The organism is Massilia sp. CCM 8734 (assembly GCF_011682155.1).
Taxonomy (GTDB): Bacteria; Pseudomonadota; Gammaproteobacteria; order Burkholderiales; family Burkholderiaceae_D; genus Telluria_A; species Telluria_A rubra.
Genome location: NZ_WHJI01000010.1, coordinates 117,275 through 137,193, shown reverse-complemented (window position 1 = coordinate 137,193; position 19,919 = coordinate 117,275). Strand labels below are relative to the sequence as shown.

15 protein-coding genes and 1 pseudogene are annotated in these 19,919 nt (G+C 60.6%); 11 read left to right on the top strand and 5 right to left on the bottom strand.

Annotated features, from left to right (window positions below; genetic code table 11):
* Nucleotides 1-84: 84 nt before the first annotated feature.
* A complete protein-coding gene (locus tag F2P46_RS11860) occupies nucleotides 85-468 on the bottom strand; it encodes a hypothetical protein (RefSeq protein ID WP_166889250.1) in 384 nt (127 codons plus the stop codon).
* A gap of 324 nt (nucleotides 469-792) precedes the next feature.
* Here F2P46_RS11860 and F2P46_RS11855 point away from each other — a divergent pair, with 324 nt between their 5' ends.
* The gene (locus F2P46_RS11855) at nucleotides 793-1,359 is read left to right on the top strand and encodes a hypothetical protein (RefSeq protein WP_166889247.1); all 567 of its coding nucleotides are present in this window, start codon (nucleotides 793-795) and stop codon (nucleotides 1,357-1,359) included.
* 925 nt (nucleotides 1,360-2,284) lie between these two features.
* On the opposite strand, the gene F2P46_RS11850 is transcribed toward F2P46_RS11855, so the two are convergent.
* A complete protein-coding gene (locus F2P46_RS11850; RefSeq protein WP_166889244.1) occupies nucleotides 2,285-2,680 on the bottom strand; it encodes a hypothetical protein in 396 nt (131 codons plus the stop codon).
* A gap of 944 nt (nucleotides 2,681-3,624) precedes the next feature.
* Here F2P46_RS11850 and F2P46_RS11845 point away from each other — a divergent pair.
* A complete protein-coding gene (locus tag F2P46_RS11845) occupies nucleotides 3,625-4,506 on the top strand; it encodes an amino acid ABC transporter substrate-binding protein (RefSeq protein WP_166889241.1) in 882 nt (293 codons plus the stop codon).
* 280 nt (nucleotides 4,507-4,786) lie between these two features.
* Nucleotides 4,787-5,845 carry a type II asparaginase gene (locus F2P46_RS11840; protein WP_229509240.1) on the top strand — a complete coding sequence of 353 codons (1,059 nt, stop codon included), beginning with the start codon at nucleotides 4,787-4,789 and terminating at the stop codon, nucleotides 5,843-5,845.
* A 134-nt stretch (nucleotides 5,846-5,979) separates the two neighbouring features.
* Here F2P46_RS11840 and F2P46_RS11835 read toward each other — a convergent pair whose 3' ends face one another.
* Complete coding sequence (locus F2P46_RS11835; protein WP_166889235.1) at nucleotides 5,980-7,356, bottom strand: sigma-54 dependent transcriptional regulator; 1,377 nt, start codon at nucleotides 7,354-7,356, stop codon at nucleotides 5,980-5,982.
* Nucleotides 7,349-9,136, bottom strand: a complete 1,788-nt coding sequence (locus tag F2P46_RS11830; RefSeq protein WP_166889232.1) for an ATP-binding protein — start codon at nucleotides 9,134-9,136, stop codon at nucleotides 7,349-7,351. The genes F2P46_RS11835 and F2P46_RS11830 overlap by 8 nt, the downstream gene beginning before the upstream one ends.
* 433 nt (nucleotides 9,137-9,569) lie before the next feature.
* On the opposite strand from F2P46_RS11830, the gene F2P46_RS11825 reads away from it, so the two are divergent.
* From F2P46_RS11825 to F2P46_RS11795, 7 genes are all read left to right on the top strand, one after another.
* The gene (locus tag F2P46_RS11825; protein WP_187362455.1) at nucleotides 9,570-9,845 is read left to right on the top strand and encodes a LysR family transcriptional regulator; all 276 of its coding nucleotides are present in this window, start codon (nucleotides 9,570-9,572) and stop codon (nucleotides 9,843-9,845) included.
* A gap of 100 nt (nucleotides 9,846-9,945) precedes the next feature.
* Entirely contained in the window at nucleotides 9,946-10,938 is a 993-nt protein-coding gene (locus F2P46_RS11820) for a porin (protein WP_166889229.1), read from the top strand.
* Nucleotides 10,939-11,016: 78 nt separating this feature from the next.
* Nucleotides 11,017-11,967, top strand: coding sequence for a transporter substrate-binding domain-containing protein (locus tag F2P46_RS11815; protein WP_166889226.1), 951 nt, complete (start codon nucleotides 11,017-11,019; stop codon nucleotides 11,965-11,967).
* 30 nt (nucleotides 11,968-11,997) lie between these two features.
* Nucleotides 11,998-12,744, top strand: a complete 747-nt coding sequence (locus F2P46_RS11810) for an amino acid ABC transporter permease (RefSeq protein WP_166889223.1) — start codon at nucleotides 11,998-12,000, stop codon at nucleotides 12,742-12,744.
* Between the two features lies 1 nt (nucleotide 12,745).
* Nucleotides 12,746-13,438, top strand: coding sequence for an ABC transporter permease subunit (locus F2P46_RS11805; protein WP_166889221.1), 693 nt, complete (start codon nucleotides 12,746-12,748; stop codon nucleotides 13,436-13,438).
* Nucleotides 13,439-13,461: 23 nt separating this feature from the next.
* Entirely contained in the window at nucleotides 13,462-14,187 is a 726-nt protein-coding gene (locus F2P46_RS11800; protein ID WP_166889218.1) for an amino acid ABC transporter ATP-binding protein, read from the top strand.
* A 361-nt stretch (nucleotides 14,188-14,548) separates the two neighbouring features.
* Nucleotides 14,549-15,835, top strand: coding sequence for a Glu/Leu/Phe/Val dehydrogenase (locus tag F2P46_RS11795; RefSeq protein WP_166889215.1), 1,287 nt, complete (start codon nucleotides 14,549-14,551; stop codon nucleotides 15,833-15,835).
* A gap of 118 nt (nucleotides 15,836-15,953) precedes the next feature.
* On the opposite strand, the gene F2P46_RS11790 is transcribed toward F2P46_RS11795, so the two are convergent.
* Nucleotides 15,954-18,761: a TonB-dependent receptor gene (locus F2P46_RS11790; RefSeq protein WP_208296590.1), complete on the bottom strand. Its 2,808-nt coding sequence runs from the start codon at nucleotides 18,759-18,761 to the stop codon at nucleotides 15,954-15,956.
* 591 nt (nucleotides 18,762-19,352) lie between these two features.
* On the opposite strand from F2P46_RS11790, the pseudogene F2P46_RS11785 reads away from it, so the two are divergent.
* Nucleotides 19,353-19,851: pseudogene (locus F2P46_RS11785) on the top strand (Glu/Leu/Phe/Val dehydrogenase); the annotation flags it as partial.
* Between the last annotated feature and the right edge of the window lie 68 nt (nucleotides 19,852-19,919).

Below are 19,919 nucleotides of genomic sequence, written 5' to 3'. Positions count from 1 at the left end.
TGAATGATCTAGTCACGCCTGCTCGGTTTTGGCTGAACTCGGCGTTTAGTATACGGCCGGTAGCGCCCCATTGCAGACATTCACTCAAAGGCCAGAAGGCACCCCAGTTCCACCATTGAACTTGCTGATCGTCCACCGCTCCGGGTCAGAATATTCGTAAGTCAGTTCGTACGAAAGATCAGGATTGAGCACGACCAGTGCTACCTTAACAGGCCGTGTCGCTTCCAGCGTTTCAAATAGTAGTGCAGCGGTTTCGGTCACCCAGTGGAAGAAGATTTTGTGTTCCAAAACGTTGACAATGCTTGTCCCGGTTAGTCCGACATAGGACGCTTTTGCTTCAGCAACTCCAGTGCTCTTGGCGATACGAAGGAAGGCGCGCTGCCAAGTTGGGTTGATTGTGGCGACTTCCTTTGCGAATGCGACCACTAGCTCGACTGTTAGAGCTGCGTTATCTTTGAGGTCATGCATCGATAGCTTTCACAGCGTTTTGTTGTTGAGAACCTGGCTAAATAGGAGATAAATATATTATCCGAGACCATACGCGATTGGCCGGCCTCTGCCGATTGTACTCGACGGTTACGGTGTGGAGGCTTCATCGGCAACTGCCGCCCCAAACCGGACTTACGAAATTTTACAAAACTCATCCGAAGTGTGGTTTAAGATTGAGCTGGGTCACGACTGACCGCTTCTGGCACAGAGGGGTTGGCGAGCACCCGGCGTCACTAGTGAATCAGCTCACGCCACGGATCTGGAAGAAGATGTTCCCCGCGAATCCGTTCAGGTCGGACTTGCATGACCTCGGCGGCCGACGCAACTGCGCCGCCGCGTGGTCGCTTACGTGCTAACAATACGGGCCCGACTGAGTTGACGGCATTACAATACTGGTTTTCCATCAACGTAGTACCTCAACCCATGCCCCAAATCCGCCCATTGCCACTTGAACTGGCCAGCGAAATCAAGGAGTTTCAACAGATCGGTGCCGACGCCATTGGAATCGACCAAGGCGCGGCGCCGGCCGAGATCGTCCGCATGATCAAGGAAAAGGCCGCTCACGTGCGCGACGAAGGCCAGGTGCTGGACGAGGATGCGACCGTTGCTCTGGGCGTGCTGCTCGGGGAACAATATGTGCGCGAATTCGGCTGGCACTGGGCGCACGTCAACCATGAGGATGATGGTGATGACGACAACTATTTCGTCTGCGTGCTGCCCGCCGACAATAGCCTCTCGACCAATCCAATCGGCTGGGTCAGTTCCGTCGTCTCGCAAGAGAAGCCAAATAACATCCTGCTGCACTTCAATATGGTCTCGGCGAATCGGGTACCGCCGGCCGCACCGGGCCAGGCGCTCGGCTATCATTAGTTGTAGCGGCTTGCGTCTGAAAAGGGCCTTGCTCGCATTTGACGTGTTTTCCGGCTCGAATTAATTGCGACTGACGGTATGGCCGTGCTCATGCTATTTGCAAACGTGCTTGCAATCGACCGAGCTGGCTCGCATTCGACGACGACGTGCTCGCGCTAACTGTAAAGGAAGCCTACGCGTTGAATGGCAGCTTACGCCCCGTTGCAGACGTTCGGATGGCTCGGTGTACCGGTATTTTGCAGCGCGCTTAATGTCTACTGAGCGACTCCAGAACTTTAATGTCGTAGCCCGCCTCTTGAACAGGCCTACTCAATGGTGAGACCGTTATCTCGAACGACGGCGGCTGCATAGGTGACCCAGCAATTTCTGGATAAGAAGTATGATAAATGACCCATTGCCTAGGATAGTTCTGATTCTTTGACGGATCTTGTCGCGGTCGAACCCATTCTTGATCGCGTACGCCTCGCGCGCACGTGTTTCTGCCCGAATCTATCGTGAAAATGTCACCTGGCTTCAGCTTCCCTTTGAAAGTCCGATCCACGCGAAATTGAGCGCGTTCGAGTTCCATCTTAAAATTTGGGTCAAGCCGCGCAGACTCGGTTACTGTTCTCACGTCTATTACCGTGGCCACGACGACAAATTGCGCGTTGTCAAAGTTCTGTTTAACTCGACGTGGCGAGTCCACCCAATATTTTTGTCCCAGAGGTTGACATCCAAACGCGTTCGTCACTGCTAGACCTAGTGCAATAATAGCAATTTGTAATCGCATAGTTCCTTAGCTAGTGAGGGTCCGCTTTTGGCCGACACCTGTCGATTGTACTCGACCGTGAGAAACCACCCTGAAAGGCGGGTGCAGCCCGAAAACGTCGCGCGACAATTGCCGACATTGCTAGCATCGATGACGCCGAACAGGCCGGCGCTGCGCTCACGGACCGATTGGCTGGTCCCGTTGGAATTCCAGCACCGCTAGCCGCGTTTCAATCTCGTTGACGCGACCGGGGAAGCGCTCGCGATCAATCCGCGTGAGTACCTGGCGCAGCTCGCGCTCGGAGTACCTTGCGTAGTCGGGAACGCCCGGATGCGCCGGCCTAATACGGTTGACCTGCGGCACCGTGTCCGGCTCCGCAAGCAGTGTCCTGACGCCGGAAACGAACATCCAGACGCCGCCAACGACCATCGCTACCGCCTCCCCCTGCTCCCATGAATACGGTTCTGCTTGAAATAGGATAAACACACCGGCTAGGACCAAGATCGGCCCAGTAAGCCATGCTGGTAGTCGTTCCCACGGCAAAAAAGCAAGCCCCATCGACACCTCCAGCATTGTTGAATCAAGTACTGTCGCGGCAGCTGCCGGGCGATCGCCCCGTACCGTGCGCAGCGATACGCGTAATTCGAAACACTTCCAACTCGCCAATATACATCGTCATCCGGCCTGAGGTAAGAACGTGCTGTTTGACGCCACGGTCCACGATCGACCACTTCTGGCCGATCTCTGCCGTTCGCGTCAGCATAACAGGTTGCCGAACTGAAAAAGTAGCAGACTGCACATGACCTGCCGGTACCGCCCCCGAAGCGGACCTGTATGCGCGCGCTCTACTCTGCGCTTCCCAATGGATAAAGTGTAGATATGTCTGCTGGACGGTTTGTTAGCTGAAGGTCACTGAAGCCTGTCAATCGATAATGTTCCAACCACACATGTCGGCAAGTAGCGCAGCCAACCCAAACAATAATCGAACCCTTTTCTGAGGATGAAGGCGGTGCTCGATCAAGCTCACCGCTTCCACAAACCGGGCAGGTGGCTCCTTTAGCTTCAGCGTAAAGTTCCGAAGCAGTTGCAGGTAAATTCATATCGATCCAGGAAGAGGTGTTGATGGATAAGTAGCGCTACAGTCGAAAGCTTAGCGGATGACCGCTTTTGACGAAAGCGGAAGTTCCATACGCATGTCCGCCTCGGCGCCTTGGGTCTCACTTTATTGTTTTGTGTCCGACTTTATTGTTTTTTCACAACAGATTGTCGCCGAATAAAGGAGTTTGACACTATCGCCCCCATTCAACCAAGGATTTATGCTCAACGGCCACCCTGGCATCGAAGAATAGCGTTTGACACCACGCCCAGCAATGAACCCGGAGCTCCCGTTGTTCTTACTGCCCAGCGCGTCATCGCCTCCCATGTGAATTTTGCATAAGCATTGTCGTTGCCACCTGTTCATGGGAATATTGTGTCATGCGACGGCTGGAATTCCCGGGCCGTAAGGAAAAAACGACGTGAACACCAGACACCTGCTCTTCGCATTTGCCGCACTGCTCCCGCTCGCCCCCCATGGCGCGGCGCAGGAGTCGCCGACCTTGCGAAAAATCGCGGAAACGGGCGTCATCAGCATTGGCTTTCGCGACAAATCGATCCCGTTTTCCTATCTCGACAAGCAGCAGCGGCCGACCGGCTATTCGATCGAACTGTGCTATCGCATCGTCGACGCCATCCGCACCCGGCTCAAGGCGCCCGGCCTGGAAGTGATGCTGCGCCCGGTCACCTCCGCCAACCGCAGCGCGTTCATGCTCAACGGCATCGTCGACCTTGAATGCGGCTCGACCACCAACACGCTCGAGCGGCAAAAGGAGGTGGCGTTTTCAGTGACGACCTTCGTCGCGGCCACCAGCCTGGTCGCGAAAAAGGCAGCCCGCATCGATTCGCTGCAAGCGCTCAAGGGCTCGACCGTCGTCTCGACGGCCGGCACCACGGCCATCAACGCGCTGGGGGAAACCGCCCAGGCGCAGGGGCTCGACCTGCACATCATTCCGGGCAGGGATCACGCCGAAGCGTTTTCGCTGGTCGAGGCCGACCGCGCGCTCGCGTTCGTGATGGACGATGTGCTTCTGCACGGGTTGGTCGCCGCCGCCAAGGACCCGGGCATGTATGCCATCGTCGCCACCGACTTGCCGGTGCAGCCGTACGGGATCCTGGTGCGCAAGAACGACCCCGAGTTCAAGAAACTGGTGGACGAAGCCATCGTCGCGCTGTTCAAGTCCGGCGAAGTGCAGCAGATCTACCGCAAGTGGTTCGCACCTCTCCAGCTGCCGATGAGCCCTGCGCTGAAAAAGGCGATTGCCGCCCCCACCGACTCGGGCGACCCGGCCGCCTACCGCTAAGTAAGTGTGCAGAATTTATTGTCATTTATAGCGAACAGAAGCGGATGCCTGGCAAGGTGCACGCCGCGACGCAGTGCGAGCACTGCTAGCGGTGGGCAACGCAGCAAGGCGCCGCTTATGGAAGCTGGAAATGACAAGAATTTATGCGCACTTACTTAATCCTCGAACAGATTTTCCGCCGTCCCGCAGCAGTAAAACGCGTCATGAACAATGGCGTCGCCTGCAAAAAACCCTCGTCCCTTTAGGAGATCGCATGCTTCACAAAAATCCCGCGCAATCGATGATCGCGCTGTTTGGCCTCTTGTTCTGCATGGCCTCGGCCACGCAGGCGCAACATGCCGCGCCCAAGCTGGCCAACGTGACCATCCTGGCCACCGGCGGCACCATCGCCGGCTCCGGCGCCAGCAGCACCACCACGGTCGGCTACACCGCCGCCACGGTAGGCGTGCAGCGCCTGATCGCGGCGGTGCCCGAACTGGCCAAGGTTGCCAACGTCAACGGCGAACAGGTGTTCCAGATCGCCAGCGAGAATATGACCAACGAGCACTGGCTCACCTTGGCCAAGCGCGTCAATGTACTGCTGGCCCAATCGAACGTGGACGGCATCGTCATCACCCACGGCACCGACACGCTGGAAGAAACGGCTTACTTCCTGAACCTGGTGGTCAAGAGCCGCAAGCCGGTGGTGCTGGTGGGCGCGATGCGGCCATCGACCGCGATCTCGGCCGACGGCCCGATCAATTTGTACAATTCGGTGATGCTGGCGGCCAGCCCCGAGGCGGTCGGCAAGGGCGTACTGGTGGCGATGAACGACCAGATCCAGTCGGCGCGCGATGTGACCAAGGTCAATACCTCGACGCTGGACTCTTTCCGCACGCCGGAACTGGGCCTGCTCGGTTATATCCAGGGCAGCAAGCCATTCTTCTATCGCCAGCAAATGCGCAAGCACACCACCGAGACCGAGTTCGATATCGGCGCGCTGCAATCGCTGCCGCAGGTCGACATTGTGTACGGCTACGCGAACATGAATCCGGTGGCGCTGGACGCCTTCATGGCGGCCGGCGCGAAGGGCATCATCCACGCCGGCGTGGGCGATGGCAGCCTGGCTGGCAAAGTGGTGCCATCGTTGAAGGCGGCGCGCGCCAAGGGTGCGGTCATCGTGCGCGCCAGCCGCGTGGGCCAAGGCATTTTGGCGCGCAACGGCGAAGCCAATGACGACGAGCTGGACTTCGTGGTGGCCGACACCCTGAATGCGCAGAAGGCGCGCATCCTGCTGATGCTGGCGCTGACCAAGACCACCAGCACCAAGGAGATTCAGCGGATGTTTTATACCTACTAAGTTCTGCCTGGGAGCCTGCCCTGCAAGGCAGGCGAGCCGCCAGCCGCTACTGTGCGAAATTGGGTTCCCGCCTGCGCGGGAACGACGAATTAACGGTATCGAAATGGAATCTGTTCGCGCCGATTAGTCAGACACTAGAGCGCGCCAATTCCCCGCTCGCCGCCCGGCGCCGGCCGGAAGTCGTCGATGACGATGCCGTGCCGGTGCAGCTTGTCGTACAAGGTTTTCTTGCCGATGCCGAGCGCATCGCAGATCGCTTGCGGACGTCCGCTGTGCTGTTTGAGCGCCTGTTCCACCAAGGTCTTTTCGACCATGTCCATCTGCTGCGCCAGCGTCATCGGGGCCGCAGCCGCATCGGCGGCGCCCAGGTGCATCCCCGGCAGTCCCAGCACGAAACGGTCGGCCGCGTTGCGCAGTTCGCGCACGTTGCCGGGCCAGTCGCCAGCCATCAACTTGAGCATGTCTTGTCCGGCCAAGGCCGGGGCATCGCGCCCGTAGCGCAGCGCCGCCTGCAGCGAAAAATGTTCGAACAGGATCGGAATGTCCTCGCGCCGTTCGCGCAGCGGCGGTAGTTCGAGCACGGCGACGTTGAGCCGGTAATACAGGTCGCTGCGAAACTTCCGCTGCATGCTCAGTTCCTTCAGGTCGCTCTTGGTGGCGGCGACGATCCTGAAGTCGACCGGCACGCCCTGGTTCGAGCCGAGCCGCTCGATCTTGCGCTCCTGGAGCGCGCGCAGCAGCTTGACCTGAAGCGCCATCGGCATGCTTTCAATTTCATCGAGCAGCAAGGTGCCGCCGTCGGCATGCTCGATCTTGCCCACGCGGCGCTTGCTGGCGCCGGTGAACGCGCCCGCTTCATGCCCGAAGATCTCGCTCTCGAACAGGCTTTCGGGCAGGCCGCCGCAATTGATCGCGACGAAGTTAGCCTTGCTGCGTTTGCTGTGCTCGTGCAGGCAACGCGCCACCACTTCCTTGCCGGTGCCCGTTTCGCCGAACACCAGCACGTCGGCCGGCGTATCGGCCAGGTTCAGTATCTGGCGCCGCAGTTCGCGTATCGCCGGCGAGTTGCCGAGCAAGGTCGCCTCGATCCCGCGCCGGTCCTGCAACTGGCGCTGCAGCGTGTCCACTTCGAGGCGCAGCGCGCGCTTTTCCATGGCGCGCGACACCACCTCGACCAGGCGCTCCATCGCGAACGGCTTCTCGATGAAATCGTAGGCGCCGCAGCGCATTGCCTCGACCGCCATCGAGACGTCGCCATGGGCGGTCACCATGATGACCGGGATGGTAGCGTCGAACGCGCACACCCGGCGCAGCAGTTCGAACCCGTCCATGCCGGGCAGGCGCACGTCGCTGATGAAGACGCCGGCAAAGCTGCTGCGCAGTTGCCCGAGCGCGTCCTCGGCCGACTCGAATGGCGCCACGTCGAACCCGGCCAGCTCCAGCGTTTCGGTAACGCTGCTGCGCACGGCCAGGTCGTCTTCGACGAACACGATGGTGAAACCTTCATACATGACTTGTTTCCTCTACTAGTGTCAGGTCCAGTTCGAAGGCGGCACCGCCTTGACAATTCGAGGCGCGCAAGGTGCCGCCGAAATCGCGCACGATGTCGGCCGAAATGGCCAGGCCCAGTCCCTGGCCCGGCAGCTTGGTGCTGAAAAACGGCTCGAACAGGCGCGCCATCACGGCTTCCGGAATGCCGGCGCCGCTGTCGCTGACCTGGATGTGCGCGCGTCCGCCCGCGCTCCACAGGCGGATGGCCAGGTTCTTGACCGGCGCGCCCTGCATGGCGTCGAGCGCGTTGGCGCACAGGTTGATCAGCACTTGTTCGAGCCGGTTGGCGTCGCACATGGCGCGCACCGACGGCGCCAGGTCCAGCTGCACGCAGGCGTGTTCGGTGCGGATCCGGTTCTCCAGCAGCTGCAAGGTATTGTCGACCGCCTTGGACAGGGTGAGCGGGGCCATGGCCAGGGGCGTCTTGCGCGAGAAGGACTTGAGCTGCTCGGTCAGGCGGCCCATGCGTTCAGTCAGGTCGCTGACCGAGCGCAGGTTTTTTTCCACGCGCGCCAGGTCGCCGCGCTTGAGCAACAGCTGGGCATTGAAGGAAAGCGAGCGCAGCGCGGTGAGCGGCTGGCTGATTTCGTGCGTGATACCGGCCGACATCTGGCCGAGCAGAGCGAGTTTGCTGGCGTGTAGCAGGTCGTCCTGGGAAGCGCGCAACACCTGTTCGGCGTGTTCGCGTTCGCCGATTTCGCGCAGCAGTTCGCGGTTCATCGCATGCAATTCGGCGGTGCGGTCGGCAACGCGCAGTTCCAATTCGTCGTGCGCGCGCTGCAGCGCTTCGCGCGCGTGCAGGCGGCTCGCTATCGCGCGCCGGCGCATCGCCACGAACATCGCGAGCAAACCGAGGAACCCGGCCAACAGGCCGGCGACCACGGCGTTTTGCCCGGCCTGCAGCTTGACCGGCGCGGCATTGGTGAGCGTGAGCAGGCGCCAGCCCTGGCGCGCCATGGGCCGGCTCTGGCTTGCGTAGCGGGTCGATGGCGCGGCCGGGTTCAGCGCGCGCCACGCGACGACAGGCTTGCCCTGGTCGATGGCCTGGAGGTCGGCCTTGCGGTTGCGCCACTGGGGCGCGGACGAGAGAACGATCACGTCTTCGGCGTCGAGCACCATGAAAAAATCGTTGTGCGACTGCGCGGCCGACGCGACCCAGGTCGACTCGATCGGGTCGAGGCTGATCTTGACCACCACCACGCCGAGCACCAGGCCGCCTTGCAGCACTTGCTGGGCAAAATAGTACTCAGGCGAGTTGCGCGCCGCCGCGCGCGAAAAATAGCGCGCAGGCCCGCCCTGCATGGCGCCGGAAAAATACGGCAGGGCTGCCAGGTCCATGCCGACGCTGGTCTCCGGCTGGTACCAGTTGCTGGCCGCTTGCACCAGGCCCGCCGTGTCGAGCACGAAGATGGCGAGCGAGCCGGCGCGCGCGTTCAGGCTGGTCAGGCGCTTGTTGGCGCGCTCGCGCAGGCCGGCGCCGCCCGGGTTCTTCAGCAGGGCATGGACGTCATGATCGAGGGCGACGATGCCGGGCAGGTATTCATGCCGGCCCAGTTCGCTTTCGAGGGCCGCCGCGTACAGGTCAAGCTGCTGCGCCTGGACCTCGCCAAGCTGCGCATAGCCGCGCCGTTCGCTCCATGCATACACGAAGACGACGGCGGCGCAGAGGCCGATGATCGCGGCCCATGCCGCGAATGTGCCCGCGGAGCGGGAAACGGCGAATTGTCGGAACGCCTGCAAGGCTCACCTCGGCGCGTGTGGTTAGGGGGGCTCGAAAATTGCGCCGCGCAGTAAGCTTGTTCGAGGTCCCCGTGAGTGTTGGCGCGGTCCGGCGAGAGAAGGCGGCTGCGCTCTATCTTACTCCAGAAAATTCTGCCGGATATCAATTTCGGCAATAGCCAAAAGATCAGGTTTCTAAATCCACACGCCGGGAAACGGGTTTGTGTGGAATACCGCACGCGCGCTGCCGATTGGCGCTTCCCGAGAATTGAAAATATCTATTCCAATCAAGGCGGTGGAGCGCTTCTCGGAATATTTACATTGCTGGCATGCAAACTGCTATGGATAGGAGGCAGGGATGGAAACACATGTCGAATAATCGGCAGTGCAATGGGTGACGGACAATCGCGCCGCCCCATTAAAAAATATATAAGAGCAGGAGACAGCAGTGGATATGAAATGGGTCGAAGACTTTCTTTGCCTGGCCGATACGCGAAGCTTTTCGCGTTCCGCCAGCGAGCGGCACTCCAGCCAGCCGGCATTCAGCCGGCGCATCCGCTCGCTTGAAACCTGGCTCGGCGCCACGCTCGTGGACCGCAGCTGCAACCCTCCCTCGCTAACGCCGGCAGGCCACGTATTCCGCGGCCATGCACTCGGCATTATGCAACAGGTCCACAAGGCCAAGCATATCCTGCGACACGCTTCGGATTATCCCGGCGGCGCCATTTAGATAACTCGCCAGCGCGGCAATTCAGCTGTTCCATGCACCGCATGGAATGGACCGGTATTGCCGGTCAAATATAAAAAACGATAAACAATTAAGGAAACAAATGAATAAGATCATTATCGCCATCATGGCATCGAGCCTGGTTCCGGCGGCCGCCATGGCGCAGTCGGCGGTGACCGTGTATGGCGTGGCCGACGTCGGATTCGTGCGCGAAACGGGCGGCGCGGAGGGCAGTGTCAACACGATCAACAGCGGTGTCGCCTCCGGTTCGCGGCTGGGCTTCAAAGGCACGGAAGACCTCGGCGGCGGCGTCAAGGCCTACTTCGTCCTGGAAAACGGCATGAAGATCGATACCGGCAGCGCGGCCCAAGGCGGCCTGCTGTTCGGACGCCAGGCCTACCTGGGCGTGTCCGGCCAGTCCGGTGCGGTCAGCTTCGGGCGCCAGTATTCGCCGTACTACCGCGCCATGCGCGACATCGTCGATCCGTTCTGCGACGGTCTGGCCGGCCAGGCGGGCAACATTACGGCCTCGAACGCCCGCCTCGACAACATGGTCGGCTACGCGTCGCCGACACTCTATGGCTTTGCGGCGGAGCTGGCCGTGGGCGTCGGTGAAGTGCCGGGCAATTCAGCCGCCAAGCGCGCCTACAGCACGGCACTGTCGTATACGGCCAAGACCCTGGTCGTCACGCTGGGCTGGCATCAGCAGCAAAATGCGCTGGCCTCCGACAGCAGCGCCAATACCCTGCTCGGCGCCAGGTACGACTGGGGCGTGGCCGAGGGGCACCTGGGCTACGCGCGCAACAAGGGCCTGCTCGGTGCACGCAGCAACGATGCGATCGTCGGCGCGAGCGTGCCTTTCGGCCCGCACAAGGTGTATGCCTCGTATGTCCGGCATGACGACACGACGCACGCCAACCGCGACGCATCCCAATGGGGGCTCGGCTACACCTATGCCCTGTCCAAACGCACCGACCTGTACGCGGCCTATGCGCGCATCGGCAACCGCAATGGCGCCACCTTCAAGGTCGGCAACGCCACCACGGATGGCACCGGCAACACCGGGGCAAACCTTGGCATCCGCCACACCTTCTGATCCTGTTGAGTTTCCCCCGGCCGCCGGGCGGCCGGTTTATCGCTTCGTGCCTTGTTCACCCCTTAGGAATTATCTGACATGAATTATGCAAACTATCTCGTTGTACTGCTCAGTGCAACCCTGTTCGGCGCCGCCGCGCAGGCGCAGGAACCGACCGGCACGCTGGCCAAGATCAAGAAAAGCGGCGTCATCACGCTGGGCGTGCGCGACGGTTCCATTCCCTTTTCCTACCTGGACGACAAGCAGCAGTACCAGGGCTATTCGATCGACCTGTGCATGAAGGTGGTCGCCGCCCTGCAAAAGCAGCCGGGCCTGGCCTCCTTGAAGGTGGCGATGAATCCGGTGACCTCGGCCAACCGCATCCCGCTGATGGCCAACGGTACGATCGACCTCGAATGCGGCTCGACCACCAACAACCTGGAGCGCCAGCAGCAGGTCGCCTTCGCCCCGACCATGTTCGTGGTCGCCAACCGCCTGCTGGCCAAAAAAGCGTCGAACATCCATACGCTGGCCGACATGAAGGGCAAGACCTTGGTGGCCACGGCCGGCACCTCGACCCTGAAGCAGATGACGATCCTCAACCGCGAGCAAAACCTGGGCATGAACATCGTCGTCGGCAAGGACCATCCCGAATCGTTCCTGATGGTCGAGACCGGGCGCGCCGCGGCCGAGGCCAACGACGACATCCTGCTGGCGTCGCAACGCGCCAACGCCAAGAAGCCGGACGACTACCAGATCACGGCCGACGCGCTGTCGGTCGAGCCGTACGGAATCATGCTGCGCAAGGACGACCCGGCCTTCAAGAAGGCGGTTGACGACGCCCTGATCGCCTATTACAAGTCGGGCGACGACGTGTATCGCCTGTACCAGAAGTGGTTCCTGTCGCCGATTCCGCCAAAGGGCATCAACCTGCGCTTCCCGATGCCGCCGGAGCTGATCAACGTGCTCGCCAGGCCGACCGATTCGGCCGACCCGGCCGCGTATGCGGTGGTGCCGGACGCGCAAAAAGCAGCATCCAAAAAGCGTTAATTTTTCTGTAGCCCAGCCTGGAACAATACTATGAATTATCACTGGAACTGGCGCATCTTCTGGGAGATTGCGCCCGATGGTGCCGGCACGTATTTCGACACCTTATGCTCAGGCTTGATGTGGACCCTGGCCACCGCGCTCACGGCCTGGATCATGGCGCTGGCGCTTGGCCTTGTGGTCGGTACCGTGCGCACCCTACCGAACAAATGGCTGGTACGCCTGGCCAACGGCTATGTCGAACTTTTTCGCAACGTGCCGCTGCTGGTGCAGATGTTCCTGTGGTATTTCGTCGCTCCCGACGTGCTGCCGCAAGCCGCCGGCGACTGGATCAAGGCCCTGCCCAACGCGCCGTTCGTCACGGCGGTGCTGTGCCTGGGCTTGTTTACCTCGGCGCGGGTGGCGGTCCAGGTTTCGACCGGCATCGCCGCTTTGCCGGGCGGGCAAAAAATGGCCGGCACCGCGCTCGGCCTGACGCTGGCGCAGACCTACCGCTACGTGCTGCTGCCGATGGCGGCGCGCGTGATCCTGCCGCCGCTGACCAGCGAGTTCCTCAACATCATCAAGAACAGTTCGGTGGCCTTGACCATCGGCCTGATGGAACTGACTGCCAGCGCCCGCGCGATCCAGGAGTTTTCGTTCCAGGTATTCGAGGCCTTCAGCGCCGCGACGCTGGTCTACGTGCTGGTCAACGCCGTGGTCGTGTTCATCATGCACCGGATCGAGAAAAAAGTGGCGATTCCCGGCTTGATCGTCGCCGGCGCGGCGGGGGGACACTGAGATGGCGCTCGACTTCGATTTCGACGTGATAGCCCGCTCGTGGGTCTATCTGTTCCAGACCGGGATGGTCTTCACGCTCAAGCTGACCGTGCTGGCCATGACCGGCGGGATCGTCCTCGGTACGCTGCTGGCGCTGATGCGCCTGTCCAGCATCCGCGCGGTGTCGCTGCTGGCGACCGGCTACGTCAACCTGGTGCGCTCGATCCCCCTGGTGCTGGTGATCTTCTGGTTCTACTTCCTGGTGCCGTATATCGCCGCCTGGATCATCGGCGCCGACACGCCGGTACAAGTGGGCGCTTTCACGTCCGCGCTGATCACCTTCATCATGTTCGAGGCGGCCTACTACTGCGAGATCATGCGCAGCGGGATCGGCTCGATCGCGCGCGGCCAGGTATGGGCGGGGCGGGCGCTGGGCATGACCTACTGGCAGACGATGAGCCACGTGGTGCTGCCGCAGGCGTTTCGCAACATGATTCCCCTGCTGCTGACGCAGACGATCGTGCTGTTCCAGGACGTGTCGCTGGTGTACGTGCTGTCGATTCCCGATTTTGTCGGCGCCGCCAGCAAGGTCGCCCAGCGCGACGGCCGCCTGGTCGAGATGTACAGCTTCGTGGCGCTGGTGTATTTGGTCCTGGGCCTGGGGCTGTCGTCCCTGGTGCGCCGCCTGCAGCAGCGCGTGGCGATCATCCGCTAGCGCTTTCCAATTAGAGAAGAAAAATGATAAAAATTGACAATATCAGCAAATGGTACGGCAAATTCCAGGTGCTCACCGAGTGCACCACGCAGGTGGGCAAAGGCGATGTGATGGTCATCTGCGGCCCCTCGGGTTCCGGCAAGTCGACCTTGATCAAGACCGTCAACGGCCTTGAGCCGTTCCAGAAGGGGGGCATCAGCGTGGACGGCGTGGCGGTGGGCGACCCGAAAACCAATTTATCCAAGCTGCGCGCGCGGATCGGGATGGTGTTCCAGAATTTCGAGCTGTTCCCGCATTTGTCGATCCGGGAAAACCTGACCATCGGACAGGTCAAGGTGCTGGGGCGCAGCGCCGACGAGGCCAACGCCAAGGGCTTGAAGTACCTGCACCGGGTCGGCCTGCTGGCGCAGCAGGATAAATTTCCGGGCCAGCTGTCGGGCGGCCAGCAGCAGCGCGTGGCCATTGCCAGGGCCTTGTCGATGGATCCGATCGCGATGCTGTTCGACGAGCCCACCTCCGCGCTCGACCCCGAAATGATCAACGAAGTTCTCGACGTGATGGTCGGCCTGGCGCAGGAGGGGATGACGATGATGGTGGTCACCCACGAAATGGGTTTCGCCAAGCGGGTGGCCAACCGCATCGTCTTCATGGACCAGGGGAAGATCATCGAGGACTGCACCAAGGACGAGTTCTTCGGCACCCGGCGCTCGGACCGCGCGCACGACTTCCTGGCCAAGATCATCCACTAAGTAAGTGTGCAGAAATTATTGTCATTTATAGCGAACAGAAGCAGATGCCTGGCAAGGCGCACACCGCGACGCAGTGCGAGCACTGCTAGCAGCCTGTCGGACTTGGGGAGTCGAAGCGAAAAAATAGCTGGGCGAGGCCAGATTTTGACGATTTCGCAGTGCCAATAGCGAGCTATTGGCCGAGAAAGCGGCGAAATATGGACCGTCCCAGGTATTTTTGCAGCCGACGATCCCAAGTCCGACAGGCTGCTAGCGGTGGGTAACGCAGCAAGGCGCCGCTTATGGAAGCTGGAAATGACAAGAATTTATGCGCACTTACTTAAACAGTACCACCTTCAAACTACAACAACGGAGCCGCCGCATGACACGCCAGCACGACATTCCCTCCTACCTCGTCCCCAAGGAAAACAACCCCTGGAGCGTTTACCTCGAACAGATCGACCGCGTTACGCCGCACCTTGGTTCACTGGCGCGCTGGGTCGAGACGCTCAAGCGGCCCAAGCGCATCCTGGTGGTCGACGTACCGATCGAGCGCGACGACGGCAGCATCGCCCACTTCGAGGGCTACCGCGTACAGCACAATATGTCGCGCGGCCCCGGCAAGGGCGGCGTGCGCTTCCACCAGGACGTGACGCTGTCGGAAGTGATGGCGCTGTCGGCATGGATGACGGTCAAGAACGCCGCCGTCAATGTGCCGTACGGCGGCGCCAAGGGCGGGATCCGGGTCGACCCGAGGACGCTGTCGCAGGGCGAACTGCAGCGCATGACGCGCCGCTATACCAGCGAGATCGGCATCATCATCGGGCCGAACAAGGACATTCCCGCACCGGACGTCAACACCAACGAGCAGACCATGGCGTGGATGATGGACACCTACTCGATGAACCAGGGCAGCACGGCGACCGGCGTGGTGACGGGCAAGCCGATTTCGCTGGGCGGCAGCCTGGGACGGCGCGACGCCACCGGGCGCGGCGTGTACGTCGCCGGCTGCGAGGCTGCCGTCAAGTGCGGCATGCGGATCGAGGGCGCACGGGTCGCGGTGCAGGGCTTCGGCAATGTGGGCGGAATCGCCGCCCGCTTGTTTTCGGAGGCCGGCGCGCTGGTGGTGGCGGTGCAGGACCACGGCGGCACGATCGTGCATGACGGCGGCTTGGACGTGGCAGCCTTGCTGGCGCACGTGGCGCACACGGGGAGCGTGGTGGGCTTTGCCGGCGCCGAGGACAGCATTGCGCCGGAGCGCTTCTGGAGCGTCGCTTGCGATATCCTGATTCCGGCCGCGCTGGAGCAGCAGATCACCAAGGAGAACGCCGGCCAGATTCGCGCGCGCATCATCCTTGAGGGCGCCAACGGACCGACGACGCCGGAGGCCGACGACATCCTGCGCGAGAACGGCGTGCTGGTGGTGCCGGACGTAATCGCCAACGCGGGCGGTGTCACGGTCAGCTACTTTGAATGGGTGCAGGACTTCTCGAGCTTTTTCTGGAGCGAGGAAGACATCAACGCCCGCCTGACACGCATCATGCGCGACGCGTTCGCGGCCATCTGGCAGGTGGCGCAGGACAAGGACGTGTCGCTGAGGACGGCCGCGTTCGTCGTGGCGTGCACGCGCGTGCTGCAGGCGCGCGAGGTGCGCGGCTTGTATCCGTGAGGAACTGAGGGGACAGTCTGCGTCGGCGGCGCCATGCATCTCGAATGCTGCGGCGCCGATCCAAAACCTCACAGACGCGGGAAGTGTTCCAGGAGCACTTCCCTTTGTTCAAAGTACTTTAGAAGCTGACCCCGCCAGTGACGTAGAACTGACGCCCCAACGGATTCGCATAGCGCGCGTCGAATCCCGCTTGATTTCCGCCGCCCGCAGTACGAATACTGAGAGGTGGTTCTGCATCAAACACATTACGAATGCCCAGGGAAATGCCCAGCTTAGCGTATTGTTTCAGCTGAATTCGCGTTTGCCAGTCAACGGTCGTGAACGCTTTGACGTCACGTGTGAGACCGGTGAACCCGACCGGCAAAGTGCCGTCATCGTTGACCAGCTTTAAGGCATTGTCGTCCGCCGTCAACACCTGGTCGTGATAACCGGAGCGGAAATTGATCGCCAAGGTGTGGGTGTAGGTATCAAGACTAGCCCAGCTGGCCGACAGCCGCGAAACAATGCGCGCGGTGACGTTGTTGTATGCATCAAACCGGCCAACGCTGCTTTCCGTGGGCGATCCAGGCACGTCGACCTCGGATTTCAACATGTAGGTTCCATTCCACTTGAAGTCGAACTTGCCCACGCCGGTTTTCATTGAATACGAGTTGTCCCAGTCAATCCCGCGGTAGCGCGCCGCGGCCAGGTTAAAGGTTGGAAGAAGGGTGACCAGCTTGTTGGCGCCGATACCCTGGTCATAGACGACGGAAAAGTTATTGTTGAATTTGGCCGGATCTGCGAAGGGAAACTGTTCCGGAAGGGTAGTGAGCTGGTCCTTCATGTTCACCGACCACAAATCCAGACCGAGCGACAAGCTCTTGACCGGATCGAATCGAACACCGACTGCGAATTGCTCAGACGTCTCGGGCCGCAAACCACTTGCTCCGGAGAGGTTATTTCCACCCGAGAGCAAGTACTGCTGCGTCGTTCCCGTACAGTACGCCGCGCGAGGATCCGGGGCTTTGACAGGGCAAGCATACGCCCCGGAAGTATTGCCGGCCTGAACGGTCGGCGCAGCGATCGAGTCCATATTCGCCACCTTGAAGCCCGTCCCATACGATCCCCTGAACAGCAAATTCTCGACCGGAGTGAAGCGGAACGCGAGCTTGTAGGTCGCCTTCTTGTTGGAATTGCCCTGTTCCGCTGGAGGCAGAAGCTTCCCGTCCGAGGGATCGAAGACCATGCGGTTTTTCACGGCCGAATACGCATCGTAGCGGGCCGCAGCCGTCACTTCCAAGGTCTTCAACACTGGCGTCATCCACTCGGCTGACGCGCCCCAGTTGTTGCGCTTGGCCGCGACAGGCAGGTGATCGGCCGAGTCGCCCAAAGGGGTGTCGGTAAAATTGGGCTGTTGCGCGTTCGCCCCCTGCGAGATTGGACTCGGCATGGAATTGTAACGTTGCTGCGCATAGTCACCGCTGAGCGCCAGCTGGGAAGTACCACCAGGTGCGTCGAACAATGCGTGGCTGAGCGTCCCGCTAATCCTGTCCAGTTTTACTTCGGTCTTGTTTTCGTTGGTATGCAAAATTGCCGGCGCCAGAACAGCAGACGAACTACCCGATGGACCGAATGGATTGAACTGACCAGAAGCGACAATGTCGTTATAGGCATTCTTGCTCAGGAAGCCGCCCACAAAATTGGATTCCTGACTATTCTCGGAGTGCGTAAACGATGCCGAATAATCGAAGCCATTCTTCATGCCTGAAGCGCCAAAGGCGAGATGCTTTGCATCTGTAATATAGTCTCTGGTCCTGCCTCCGGCGTCCGTGAACCGGATATTCATCGAAGCGGATGCCACGTCGCCTGGCGACACGCCAATCTTACCAAGATACGGCACCACTTCATTGGCATACAGAGCCCCGGTCAACGGCAGACTCAGGCGCTGGGCAGCGGGCGCATAGCGCGCCGTCTGCTTGTATTTTGAGAGCACAAGCTCACCAAACACATTCAGGTCAGGATTGAGCTTCATGTTGAAGGACGAGAAGAGACTGTCCCGCTCAGACTTCGGAACCAGCTGCACAGTCCCCGCGTAGTCGTACCAGCACGACTTGTCGTCCGCCGTACCAACAAATGCGGTGTCAGGAGCGCAGGCGCCGGTTTTATAGTAGGCAGGCGAGAGTATCTTCACCGTGTTGTCCTTGAGGCTCAACGTGGCCGACGCCGGTGCGGTATTGGCCGCCAGAAGGTAAGTGGAATAGTTTTTTCCGTTTTCGTTAAAGCGCCGCAGTCCGGTTTTTGCGAAATCACGATCCTTCGCATTGAGTTCACGTTGAGCGTCATGAGCGTACGTCACCAGGAAGTTGTAGCCATCCTTGTCGAGGTCGCCGAACCCTTTGGATAGCGAGAAATTGGCGTTTGCTCCACCCTTTTTTCCTGGGCGATTCGCGCCAGCATCAAATCGGAAATCCTGCTGGTTCTTTTTCAGAATGAAATTGATGACGCCAGCAATGGCATCGGACCCGTATAAGGTTGAAGCACCGTCAGTCAGAATTTCCACGCGCTCGACCGCGCTCATCGGAATGCTGGCAAGGTTAACGGCGCTGCCCGATCCGTAGGACGCGATCCGGCGACCATTGAGCAATACCAGCGTATAAGCGGCTCCGATACTGTGGATCGAGGCGTTTTGAACGCCGCCGCCGCCGCCGTTCACGGACTCCGATGCGGTGGTAAAGCCCTGCATTGATGAGAGCGACTGAACGAGCTCTTCAACGCTTTTGGCGCCAGTTTTCTGAATATCCGCCGCGCTCAAAAATTGAACTGGCAGCGCCCCTTCCTTGGCGATGCGTTTGATCGCCGAGCCAGTGATTTCCACTCGCTGTAATCCTGCCTCCTGAGCGTTAGCGCTCAGGCAAAGTGCAGTACTGCCGCCGATCAGACCAGTCATACATAGAAGTCGTATCGCTGCACAAATCGATTTCTCTTTCACGGGTGTCTCCCCAACATTTGGTTAGTTGATTCCTGAGTTTGTCCGGCTATGTCCATCGGTATTGGGTGAACGGCATGCCGGGCTTATAGGACCATGCAAAATGCATACATATGGCGATTCCAGGCCGTTGCTCCGCTTGTGCCAAGTAGCGTCGCGAAGTGCGTGCTTGAAGCCGGCTGGAACGCGCCATATCTGATGCATGCCGAAGCCGTGATGACGGAAATAGCGTCGGCGATGTAGCCTAACCAGATTGTTCATTTGTATCTATGCGTCTTCCGCCATGTTCCGGCGCATAACGTACACAAATTTCCGTGCCAGCAAGTAAGCGCTCTACCTAAGGTTGCCGCCATCGTGCTCCCTTCGGCTTTAAGGCACCTCGAATAGGCCGTGATGTCGCGGTTTGCCAGCGAGCGGGGCGTTTGAATGTGGCCGGTATTGCGCGAGCGGCACTGTTCCCCGGCCTCTTTTCCACGCTGCGTTGCTCAAATTCGGCGGCCCGGAGGGACCTCGGGCGTTAGAACGCCTCGACACCGGCCGCCTTCAGACGGCGGCTTCGACGTGGCAGCCTTGCTGGCGCACGTGGCGCACACGGGCAGCGTGGCGGGCTTTGCCGGCGCCGAGGACAGCATTGCGCCGGAGCGCTTCTGGAGCGTCGCTTGCGACATCCTGATTCCGGCCGCGCTGGAGCAGCAGATCACCAAGGAGAACGCCGGCCAGATTTGCGCGCGCATCATCCTTGAGGGCGCCAATGGACCGACCACGCCGGAGGCCGACGACATCCTGCGCAAGTCGGCGTGCTGGTGGTGTCGGACGTGATTGCCAACGCGGGCGGTGTCACGGTCAGCTACTTTTGAATGGGTGCAGGACTTCTCGAGCTTTTTCTGGAGCGAGGAAGATATCAACGCCCGCCTGACGCGCATCATGCGCGATGCGTTCGCGGCCATCTGGCAGGGGGCGCAGGACAAGGACCTGTCGCTGGGGACGGCCGCGTTCGTCGTGGCATGCACGCGCGTGCTGCAGGCGCGAGGTGCGCGGCTTGTATCCGTGAGGGACTGAGGGGGCAGTCTGCGGCGGCGGCGCCATGCATCGCGCAGGCGATGGCCCCGCGTGTCGATC